This window comes from Bradyrhizobium sp. IC3195, from assembly GCF_020193585.1.
GTDB classification, from domain to species: domain Bacteria; phylum Pseudomonadota; class Alphaproteobacteria; order Rhizobiales; family Xanthobacteraceae; genus Bradyrhizobium; species Bradyrhizobium yuanmingense.
Map to the genome: position 1 here is coordinate 289,337 of NZ_JADYVG010000008.1, position 10,564 is coordinate 299,900.

Annotated in this window: 8 protein-coding genes and 1 pseudogene; all 9 read left to right on the forward strand. The window is 62.5% G+C overall.

Going from position 1 to position 10,564, the window contains the following annotated elements; genetic code table 11:
• Positions 1-85 precede the first annotated feature (85 nt).
• The 9 genes and pseudogenes from I6F09_RS18680 to I6F09_RS18720 all read left to right on the forward strand — a co-directional run bounded on the left by I6F09_RS18680 (position 86) and on the right by I6F09_RS18720 (position 9,702).
• Positions 86-931, forward strand: a complete 846-nt coding sequence (locus I6F09_RS18680; RefSeq protein ID WP_225114641.1) for an AraC family transcriptional regulator — start codon at positions 86-88, stop codon at positions 929-931.
• Between the two features lie 1,162 nt (positions 932-2,093).
• Complete coding sequence (locus I6F09_RS18685; RefSeq protein WP_225130245.1) at positions 2,094-3,311, forward strand: NAD(P)/FAD-dependent oxidoreductase; 1,218 nt, start codon at positions 2,094-2,096, stop codon at positions 3,309-3,311.
• Positions 3,312-3,404: 93 nt separating this feature from the next.
• A complete protein-coding gene (locus tag I6F09_RS18690) occupies positions 3,405-4,334 on the forward strand; it encodes an MBL fold metallo-hydrolase (RefSeq protein WP_225150342.1) in 930 nt (309 codons plus the stop codon).
• A gap of 110 nt (positions 4,335-4,444) precedes the next feature.
• Positions 4,445-4,702: a carboxymuconolactone decarboxylase family protein gene (locus I6F09_RS18695; RefSeq protein WP_225188729.1), complete on the forward strand. Its 258-nt coding sequence runs from the start codon at positions 4,445-4,447 to the stop codon at positions 4,700-4,702.
• Positions 4,650-5,297, forward strand: coding sequence for an NAD(P)-binding oxidoreductase (locus I6F09_RS18700; RefSeq protein ID WP_225142612.1), 648 nt, complete (start codon positions 4,650-4,652; stop codon positions 5,295-5,297). Before I6F09_RS18695 ends, I6F09_RS18700 begins: the two co-directional genes overlap by 53 nt.
• A gap of 105 nt (positions 5,298-5,402) precedes the next feature.
• Positions 5,403-6,431, forward strand: coding sequence for an HlyD family secretion protein (locus I6F09_RS18705; protein WP_225188730.1), 1,029 nt, complete (start codon positions 5,403-5,405; stop codon positions 6,429-6,431).
• Positions 6,428-8,005 (forward strand): annotated as a pseudogene (locus I6F09_RS18710) (DHA2 family efflux MFS transporter permease subunit); the annotation flags it as partial. The gene I6F09_RS18705 and the pseudogene I6F09_RS18710, both read left to right, overlap by 4 nt.
• A gap of 30 nt (positions 8,006-8,035) precedes the next feature.
• Positions 8,036-8,692: a TetR/AcrR family transcriptional regulator C-terminal domain-containing protein gene (locus I6F09_RS37575; RefSeq protein WP_225188740.1), complete on the forward strand. Its 657-nt coding sequence runs from the start codon at positions 8,036-8,038 to the stop codon at positions 8,690-8,692.
• The gene (locus I6F09_RS18720) at positions 8,689-9,702 is read left to right on the forward strand and encodes a TetR/AcrR family transcriptional regulator C-terminal domain-containing protein (protein ID WP_225114614.1); all 1,014 of its coding nucleotides are present in this window, start codon (positions 8,689-8,691) and stop codon (positions 9,700-9,702) included. The genes I6F09_RS37575 and I6F09_RS18720 overlap by 4 nt, the downstream gene beginning before the upstream one ends.
• The last annotated feature ends 862 nt before the right edge of the window (positions 9,703-10,564 follow it).

A 10,564-nucleotide genomic window follows, 5' to 3' on the forward strand; every position in this document is an offset into this window, starting at 1 on the left:
TTCGCACCAACAAAACCAGTCAGACGCTTCCGGCGCGCAGCAGCGTTATTTGCAGGTTTCCGACCGCCGTCCTGCCGATGTTGAGATGGCACGCGTGCTTCACACCAAACCACTCAGCATGGCTTTGGACCCCTCTGGGAGCGCGATCGCTCACTGGAAACATGAGCCATTGCACGACGTCGTCGAGCCTATGAGCCATCACGTCATCATGGCTTACAACGGCTCGATGCAGCGCATGGAGCGTCGGACAGGCAGATCGGTTGCGATCGGAACGTTTCGGCCCGGTGTATTGATAATCATTCCAGAAGGATCAAGCTCACGATGGGATATTCCGAAACCTGTTGATGTCGTTCAGCTCTATCTTCCTCACGCAGTGCTCAAGCGCGTCGCTGACGAAGCCAACACCGCCACACCGATCGACCTCGTGGAGCGAACGGCGCATCACGACCCCATTACGTCCCGATTGATCTTGAGCGCGACGGATGTCCTGGAGAGCAATGAGGCGCTGGATACGCTGTTCAGGCACCAATTAATAGACCTTCTGGCCACGCGTCTTCTGGCTGCGCACACCGGCTCGCCAACGACGATCCAGCCAACAATGGGCGGGCTTTCGCCGAAGGTCCTGCTCCGTGCCACCGACCGCTTGCGCTCGGACAGCGATTCGGACGTCTCGCTCGCGGCGCTGGCTTCGGATGCCGGTCTATCGCGCTTTCATTTCTGCCGTGCCTTCAAGGAAAGCACCGGGCTTTCGCCTCATGCCTGGCTGCGCCAGTACCGGCTCGAGCAGGCCATGAGCATGCTGCGCGATAGCGATGAATCCGTCGTCTCGATCGCGGCGGCCCTCGGCTACTCCTCCCAGACCGCCTTCGCCGCGGCATTCAAGAAACTGACCGGCGAAACGCCAAGCGACTGGAGACGTCACAAGCGTTGACGGCATTCGTTCTACCGTAACAAGCTTTTCCCCACAGCGGGAAATGTCCACGACGCAGTCGCACTTATGGCCGACCACGTCCATGGCTCTCCCCCACGGCATCACTGCGGTTCTAGCGGTGAGTGGGATATCGGCGGTGTTTGGAGCGGCGCGTTCTCGCACGATGACACTCATCGACCGGGCTCAACCTCGCGATGGGTATTCCCGGGTTCTTGAAACATGATGCTGTAATCCGCAGACAACAGTCGAGCGCGTTGTCCGGCACGGCATCATCCCCTGCGATCTCTTGGACCGCGATCCAGCCGGTCATTGACGCGTTGTCGCCGATGGCAATGCCGCCGCACCGGCGAACACTTGCGCGGACATCGATACCGATGTCTCACTCGCGAGGCGGGCCTGTCGAGCTTCCACTTCTGCCGAGCCTTCAAGGAAAGCACCGGGATCTCGCCGTCCGTTCGGCTGCGCCACAGTACCGCTCGATCACCATGAACATGCTGCAAGTCGCCGACGCATGGTTTTTTGTCGCTGGCGGCGGAGCTCGGCTACGCGGTCCTCGTACGCCCCGCCGTGGCGTTCAGCGATTGGCTGGGCGAAAGCCCTAGCGCAACGCCGCGTGCGTTAGCAGCAATCGCTCTGCAGGTACAGCAATCGCTCTGGCGCAGTCGCATCTTCGGTCCGCTAGATCATGAGGGTGCCCCACGCCCCAGCAGACGGAGACAACATGCTCAGGAAGAACTTGGTCGACCGGCTTGCAATCACTTCACGCCGAAAAGGCTTCGTGACCGCACTCGTGTACGGACTTTCATTGGGAGTTCGCTTCACTTCAGCAGCGGGGGAGGAGGTGGAAATTCCAGCGCAGGCCGTGCAACGGACCAGTCCCGTGATTTCCATCATGTCCAAAGTAGGCGCCCAGCTCCCCTACCAGAACTGGGGCCCGAGCCCAGCTTTGCCCGTGACCCTTAACCGTGGCTGGGCATCCCCTTTCGGAGGCTGCCGCGCGGCTTGTGAAAACCCCATGCCGATGTCTTCGGAACCGAACTGCCTACCATAGGTCCGCCGGTCTTCGGTCCGCCTGTTCGCGTCGACGTCGATCGGAGGATGCTTGCCGCCAAAGAGAAGCGGCGGTGCACTACCGAGAAAATCAAACCAAGGAGTAGATCACATGCGACTTGTTATCATAGGAGCCGGCTTCGCCGGCATGTACGCCGCACTTTCCGCAGCCCGCCTGCGCGATATCCAGGGCGTTTCGCCCGAGGAGCTCGAGATCGCGCTGGTCGCGCCAGAGCCAACGCTGGTGGTCCGGCCGCGGCTGTACGAACCGAAGCCCGAGACCCTGACGGCGCCGCTGCTGGATGTGCTCAAGGCCGTCGATGTTACTTACGTGCAAGGCAGCGCCGAAACCATCGACGCCAAATCCCGCACGGTGGGCATCGTCGCCACCAAGGGTGCGAAGAAGACCCTTTCCTACGACCGGCTGGTGGTGGCGACCGGCAGCCGGCTATTCCGTCCGAACATTCCGGGCCTCAGCGAGCACGGATTTAGCGTCGACTCGCTCGATGATGCAATCGCCCTCGACAAGCATTTGCACGGCCTGGCGAAACGGCCGGCGGCGAACGGGCGTGACACGGTTGTCGTTGCCGGCGGCGGTTTCACCGGCATCGAGGCGGCCACCGAGATGCCCTCGCGACTGCGCGGAATCCTCGGCAAGGACGCCAAGACGCGCGTCATCATCGTCGACCGCAACAAGGCGATCGCGCCTGATATGGGCGAAGGCCCCCGTCCTGTCATCGAAGAGGCCCTGCGCAAGCTCGGCGTGGAGACCCGGCTTGGCGCCGGCATTACATCGCTAGACGAATCCGGCGTCACGCTTTCCGACGGCGAGCACATCGAGGCCGAGACCGTGATCTGGGCGGCAGGTATTCGCGCGGCACCGTTGACCCAGCAGATCCCGGCCGAGCGCGACAATTTCGGCCGCCTACTGGTCGACCGGGATTTGCGCGTGCCATCAGTGCCAGGTGTCTTCGCTACCGGCGATGCCGCCAGGGCCGCAAGCGACGATATCGGCAATTACGCGCTGATGTCGTGTCAGCACGCCACGCGAATGGGCGCTTTTGCCGGCAACAACGCCGCCGCCGAACTGTTGGGCGTTCCGACCAAGCCCTATCACCAGAAGGGCTATGTCACCTGCCTCGACCTCGGCGAAGCCGGTGCGCTGTTCACCGTTGGCTGGGAACGCAAGGTGGCGATGGTCGGCGAGGTCGCCAAGAAGACCAAGCAGGAGATCAACACCGTCTGGATCTATCCGCCGCAGCCCGAGCGTGCCGCCGCGCTGGCCGCTGCCGATCCGGAGCGTGTGACTGACGTGAGTGGCTTCTTCTAGGCTTCACGCGAAATGGGCCGCGCCTCTCGCTGGCTGCGCGGCCAACTCAACCGAGATCAGCCAGCACCTTGAACATGAAACAGGAGATCGAGCATGGACGTCGACACGAGCTTAGCCAACACCTCACACTCCGGCGGACCGGGGCCCAACGAACTGGTTCCGTCGCGCTACGCGGTTCAGGTCGGCGACATTGACGTGCTGGTGGTCAGCGACGGCGTGCTACCGCTCCCAACCGCGATGCTGGCACACAACATCGACCCGGCCGTCCGGGCGACCTGGCTGAAAGACATGTTCCTGCCGCCCGACGCTTACGATTGGGCGCTGAATGTGGTCGTGGTGCGCAGCGGCGACCGGACCATACTCGTCGATGCTGGGCTTGGGCTCGACCCGGACTTGCACTTGCCGCGCGCCGGGCAATTGATCAAGCGACTGGAGGCCGCCGGCATCGATCTTGCGTCCGTGACCGACGTGGTGCTGACCCACATGCACATGGACCACATCGGTGGGCTGCTCGTCGAAGGGGTCAAGGAACAGCTACGTCCGGACCTGCGGATCCACGTGGCGGCCGCCGAGGTCAAGTTCTGGGAGGCGCCCGATTTCTCCCACGTCGCCATGCCGCCGGGTTTCCCGGACGCGCTTCGATCGACCGCCAAGCGGTTCGTGAAAGAGTACCGCAGCCAGCTACGGCCGTTCGAGGAGCAGTACGAGGTGGCACCGGGAGTGATCGTCACTCGCACCGGCGGCCACACCCCCGGGCACAGCGTGGTCCGCGTGGCGTCCGGCGGCGACCGGCTGACGTTCGCCGGCGACCTAGTGTTCGCGGTCGGGTTCGAGCACCCCGACTGGTACAACGGCTTCGAACACGATCCCGAGGAGTCGGCCCGCGTTCGTATCAGTCTTTTGCGGGAACTGGCTGAGACCGGTGGACTGCTGGTGGCCACTCACCTGCCGTTCCCGTCCGTCGGACATGTGGCAGTCGACGGCGACGCCTTTCGCTGGGTGCCGGTCTTCTGGGACTACTGATCGCACAGTTCGATCGAGAGGCGCATCGTAAGCACTTATTCGATAAGGGCCGCGTTACCGGCGCCGGAACGCGGCCCGCTCACCCAAAATCCTCTTGGAGCTCGACCTCGATGAAACACGAGACCGTGCGCGCCTCGCAGGTCAACGGCTGCGCCTTCTGCGTGCACATGCATATCAAGGAAGCCACCCGCCACGGTGAGTGCCCGCTCCCGTTGATGACCCGGCGCAACCTGAGTGTCCGCGCAAAGATGCTGCTGGCTTCACGGACCCTCCGCACGGCGATCGCGCCTCGAAGCCGCGCGATGGGAGAGTGTGATGAACGTCGTTGTCTTTGGCTCAACGGGGTCGACAGGACGGCTCGTCGTTGAGTCCGCCTTGTCCGCGGGTCACGTCGTCACTGCCTTTGTCCGTGACCCAAAGCGCATGCCCTTGACGCATCCGAATCTCAGGATCGTCAGGGGCGATGCAATGGATGCAGCCTCGGTGGCATCTGCGGTCCAAGGTGCGGATGCGGTGATCTGCACGTTGGGGATGGTACCTCAGGCGAAGGAGGATCTGGGTCGACGCCAGCCCGGTGTCCCGGTTTGCTCGGTGGGAACCAAGAACATTCTGGCCGCCATGCCTCCAGGCCAGAGTCGACTCATCGTTGAGAGCTCGGTGAGTGTCGGTGAGAGCTACCACACCGGGAGTTTTGGCGCAGGCTTCATGGTCAAGCTCGCACTCAAGGAGGTGATGGCAGACAAGGAGGCGCAGGAGGCAGCTGTCCGGGAGAGTGACTGCGATTGGACGATCGTTCGACCGGCGACGCTGACATTCAAGCGTGCTCGCGGAAACCTGAAGGCCGGGACCGATCTGCGCTGGAACATCACCTCAACAGCCACCCGCGCGGACGTGGCCGAGTATTTGGTCAAGATCCTCGATGACCCCGCGACATACAAGAAGGCCATAACGGTGCGCAACTAGGTTTGGCGACGAATTGCGGGGAAACCGCGATCTCCGCCGATGGCGGCCGGAACGCGAGTGAATGGGCAGAGCTGTCAGCGACAACAACCGTTGCAGGAGGGTATCGTGGTGCATGTTAACAAGAAGGCGGTCGGCTTGGTGCTGTGCCTCGGCGCTGTCGTGCTTGTGGCTGGTGGCTGGGCGTATGCCCATTCGAACGAGACATTCACCGATAACGCCTATATTCGCGGCGAAATGACCTCGCTCACGCCGAAGGCTGCAGGCTACGTCACGGCCGTGGAGGTTCAGGATAACCAGACCGTTCGTGCAGGCGACGTCCTGTTCCGGATCGACGATCGCGACTACCGCGCACGCCTGGCGCAAGCCGAGGCCAATGTCGAAGCCGCCCAAGCCCGCCTCACCAATGTCGATGCGGAGATCCAACTCCAGCATGCCCTGATACGGCAGGCCGAAGCTCAAAGACTTGCGAGCGTGGCCGAGCTGAATCTGGCGCGAAAGGCCTCCGATCGCCGCCGCGAACTGATCCGCACCAACGCGGTCAGCCAGGCGCAGGTCGATGAAAGCGATGCGGCGCTATCGAGAACCGAGGCGGGGGTGTCGGCGGCGGCGGCAACGGTGGAGGCCCAGCGGGCACGCATCGCCGTCCTTGCCAGCCAGCGCGAAGCTGCACTTGCTGCAGTGGCGCAAGCGCACGCCGCACGCGATCTCGCCCAGATCGATCTCGACCACACCGTGGTGCATGCGCCGGTCGACGGCGTCGTCGGCAACCGCCAGGTTCGCGTCGGCCGGCTTGTCACGCCGGGCACCTCCTTGCTCGATATCGTTCCGGTCAAGGACGTGTGGGTGGTGGCGAACTTCAAGGAAAGCCAGATCGAACATATCCGGCCCGGTCAGCGCGCCCGCATCAAGGTGGACGGCTATCCGAACCAGACGATTGAAGGTGTGGTGGACAGCTTTGCGCCCGGCAGCGGTTCTGCGTTCACCCTGCTCCCCGCTGACAATGCGACGGGGAACTTCATTCGTGTCGTTCAACGGGTGCCTGTGAAAATCCGCTTCGACAGAAATCCATTGCCCGGCCGCGTCGTGCCTGGCCTGTCGGCGCGTGTCCAAATAGATCGAGGAAGCGGCACATGACCGCGATCGCCGACGCCACGCCAGGCTACGACAGGCGCGCGGCAGGAAGCATTCTTGTCGCAGGCATCGTGCTCGCCACTCTGACGGAGGCGATCGCAAGCACCGTCCTGTCGCTCGGACGCAACGACATCATTGGCGACACCCATGCGACTCCCGACGAGTTCGCCTGGCTGGACATCGGATACACCGCAACAAAGCTAGTCGGGTTCATGGCCGCCTCCTGGCTCATGACACGCACCAGTCCGCGCCGCCTGATCATCGGTTCGACGCTGGTCATGGGCACGGCCTGCGGCATCGCCGCCATCACGTATCGGTTAGATCTGCTGGTCGCACTCCGCATCATACAGGGCTTCTCCGGCGGCACCTTGCTTGTCGCGGGACAGTCGATCATTTTTCTCGCCTATCCGCGATCCTGCCAGCCGATCCTTCAGGCTCTGTTTGCGATGGGGTCCGTGGTGGCTCCTGCGACCATCGCTCCGGCGCTCCTGGGATGGTTGATCGACAGCCAGTCGTGGGCATGGATCTTCTTCGGCGTTGTTCCGGTAGCCCTCGCCGGCATCGGACTTCTGCTGATCGCAGACGGCCCCAGGCCCGTTGCGGCTGCGCGCCTTCCGTTCGACTGGGTCGGCTTCTTGCTGATCTCAGTCACATTCTTCTGCTTCACCTATGTTCTCAACCAAGGCAGCCGATGGCGCTGGTTCGAAGAGCCTCGCATCGCGTGGCTGACCGTGATCGGCGCAGCCGCCTTGCTGGCGTTTCTCAGCCAACAGGCGATGGCCAAAAGCCAAGGCTTGTTCGATTTCACCCTGTTCCGGTCGAGCGATTTTTCCTTCGCCTTCATCGTCAGTTTCGTCGCCGGTGCCGCCTTGTTCGGCAGCGCGTTCCTGATCCCGTCGTTTGCCGTGTCCGTACTCGCGTTCACGCCAAGTGAGGCCGGCCAGCTCCTATTGCCGAGCGGCGCGCTTTTCGTCGGCGCGCTCCTCATTGCTGCCTTTCTCATGCAGGTCAGGGGCGCTCCCCCTATCGCCACGGTGCCGTTCGGAATCCTGATGATCATGGCCGCGATGTGGATGCTGTCCGGCTCGACCAGCGAAAGTGGCGCCGATGACATGATGGCCGCCATCCTGCTTCGCGGCTTTGGACTTGGCTTCCTCTTCCTGTCGATCACCCTTATCGCTTTCAGCGACCTCAACAACCGCAATCGAGCGTCCGGCATCGGTCTTTTCAACGCCGGGCGCCAGCTCGGTGGCCTCATGGGGGTAGCCGGGCTCCAGACCATGATCGACCACAATGTCACCACCAATGCCACGGTGCTCAGCGCCAGTGTCACCGCAGGCCTTCCCGCGGTCAGCGAGCGGCTGGGAACGACGAGTGCCATGCTCGCAGCACGAGGAATGGACAGCGTGACCGCCGGCCGGACTGCGATGGGTCTGTTGGGTCGAGCCCTCACCGGTCAATCCACGGTGATCGCTTTCGACACCTCGTTCGCTGCCATCGCTCTTCTTTTCGTCATCGCTGCGCCGGTTCTGGTCACCATCAAGATCGCGTTTGCCCTGCACGCGAAGAAGCGCGCGGCGCAGTTGGCCCGAACCGAGGAGCCGTACATGACATACCCCGCGTCGAAACCCTCCCGCCAAGCCAATGCCGTGTCGAGGCCAGACCCTCGCGCCGAGATCGTGCTGGCGGTCAGCGAGGCCCTCGCCCATCCGAGCGGCGCGCCCGCTGACCTCGATAGTATTTTGGACCGAAGCGAATACTCGAAGGAAGACATTCTATCGGCATTCAAGTGCGTCGACGAGCTCATCGTCGCGATCGCCGAACACAAAGCCTCCCTCATATCGCAGCCGTTGGTGAGGAGAGCGCACCCCGGCACCGTAGACGATGCACGCGAGACACTCATCGCGTTCGGCCGCGTTGCCTGGGAGGAATACTCGACCACCCTGGTCGGGTTCGTTCGGATGATGATGACCGAGGGTGCACGCAATCCTGCGCTGAAGAAGCGGGTGCACGAGGCGGGACAAGCGATTGTCACACTCAAGCTACGGGAGTTTCTGTCCGCAGCAAATGAGCGGGGGATCCTGTCGATATCGGACGCTCAGCTATACGCCGAGCAATTGCTGGGACTACTGAGAGAACCGCTCTACCAGGCGCTGATGCTGACTCCGGCAATGAGCCTGGAAGCCCCAGCCGCCGACCGCGTCAGAGCCGGTATCGAAAGCTTCATTCATGGATGCGGGAGCACGCGGAGCATGAAGCGATGAGCGCAGCCAATGATATTGGCCGGTCAAGATGGTCTGGCCCGAGCGAGAGCCCTTCAAGACTGAAGGTTGTCGGCGACGTCCCGGCGGACCTGGCGAACAGCATCGACGATAATGGGTCCCTGGTGACAGTCGACCCCGCCGACTGGATCGTCTGTTTCGTGCCCGGCCTTCGACGGCAATGGTGGCATCGCTTCGTCCATCACAGACATAAGCATGTCTTTGCGATGCGGCCCACGAGCACGGGGAGTTGGCTGCTCGTCGAGCCGTGGTGGACGCGCATGATGGTGACGATCCTGCCACCGGCCGATGCCGTCAGATTTCTTCGGTGGGGTGCGACGGGCGATATCCTGCGGGTCCGCGAAGCGGTCCCGGGCAAAGCGAGCCAGCTTCGCGGTTGGTCGAACTGCGCGGTTCTCTCGGCGTTCTTGCTCGGCCGACCGAGCTGGACATGGACGCCGCACGGTCTCTACCGGCAGCTACTGCGCGAAAGGTCAACGCGGCGCGAGAACGTGCAGCAACTTCTCGTCGACCAGTTCACCAAAGTCGTCAGCCATTACTCGTCCAACGCGCTGAGTGTCAGTGCCGACCAGCTTTCCTTGCCACTCAGGGAACTACTCATCATCATTGGGCGCAATCTCCTCGAAACGATGATGACGCCGTCGTTGCTGGAGGTCTGTCATACAGCCATACTTGAAGCGGACCGCTACCCCGATGCGACACGGGCCTACGCGCAACATGGACCTACGCCAGCCATCGCGGTCCTTACGAAAATTCTGGCAAAAGCGAAGCAGGCCGGAGAAATCGATCTAGCACATTGCGAAGCCGGCGCCCGCCAGTTTCTTGGGATGCTCCATGGAAACGTCCATCTGGAGGCCGTGCTTCAGCTCGGCGACGTACCAACGCTTTCCGACATCGATTTGCGCGCTCGCACCGCGGTGAAAGTCTTTCTCGACGGCGCCGAGCCTGACGAGAGGACAGGAATCGTTGCGCGAGCGGCATTGACGGCATGACTGGTGCCACTCGCAGCGACAATCCTACTGTGAGGTGGGGTTGCCATGGCCAGGATGCGCCGGTCTCTCTACATACTCGCAGCGCGGCGCAGCTGCCCCCATGCGTCGCCGACGACAAAGAAACGAAGTGGGAAGATGCCGGCTATGTCGGCCGGCTCTAATCCAGACAGAACGTTGAAAGCGGTTCTGTCGGGCGGCCTTCGGGTCGGCTTCGCCTCCGCCTCGGCGGGTAAAGTAGATCACAATGCCGAGAGTGGCCCCGCCGATTGGTCGCCAAAATCACCGTTTGAAAAACCGTTTCAGTTCGGTCGTCTCAAACGGTTGGCGAGGGCAAGTCCTTGAAGAACTTGGTGGGCGCACCAGGGCTCGAACCTGGGACCCGCTGATTAAGAGTCAGCCTTGGGTTGAGAACGATCAATGACTTGCTGGTCGCACGACCGGGCTTATCCGACTGAAAGTGGGCGTTCGTCGCACGATCAAAGTGCTGCATTTCACCGGCTAACATCCGCGCGGTCGGAGCATCCGCGGGGTAGACCCTGGTTGGCGCCGTGTCTCTTGCAAGCTACCGTTGGAGCGGCTCACGCGCGGATTGGAGCCTTTTCCGTTCCGATTGATCGAATCCTCGGGTACCCTCATTCTGCCGCGTCGGCGGAACTGGCGAAGTTGATAGATAGCTGCATGGAGAGCGGAGATGGGCCGGCTCGATAAGCAGATGGATCCGTTCCACCCTGCCGCGCATCTGACGACGGCGGATCGCGTCCCCGACAATCTTGGGCTTGAGCAAGTCGACACGTCGTCGTCCGTTGAACCGGCCCGAGAGAAAGCCGCCTCGTCACCCGCGCATTTTGGGTCGGGCCGGGCG

Excerpts from the sequence above, each read along its gene's own strand:
- I6F09_RS18680 (WP_225114641.1), top strand. The coding sequence starts at position 86 with ATGGCACGCGTGCTTCACACCAAACCACTCAGCATGGCTTTGGACCCC.
- I6F09_RS18685 (WP_225130245.1), top strand. The coding sequence starts at position 2,094 with ATGCGACTTGTTATCATAGGAGCCGGCTTCGCCGGCATGTACGCCGCA.
- I6F09_RS18690 (WP_225150342.1), top strand. The coding sequence starts at position 3,405 with ATGGACGTCGACACGAGCTTAGCCAACACCTCACACTCCGGCGGACCG.
- I6F09_RS18695 (WP_225188729.1), top strand. The coding sequence starts at position 4,445 with ATGAAACACGAGACCGTGCGCGCCTCGCAGGTCAACGGCTGCGCCTTC.
- I6F09_RS18700 (WP_225142612.1), top strand. The coding sequence starts at position 4,650 with ATGAACGTCGTTGTCTTTGGCTCAACGGGGTCGACAGGACGGCTCGTC.
- I6F09_RS37575 (WP_225188740.1), top strand. The coding sequence starts at position 8,036 with ATGACATACCCCGCGTCGAAACCCTCCCGCCAAGCCAATGCCGTGTCG.
- I6F09_RS18720 (WP_225114614.1), top strand. The coding sequence starts at position 8,689 with ATGAGCGCAGCCAATGATATTGGCCGGTCAAGATGGTCTGGCCCGAGC.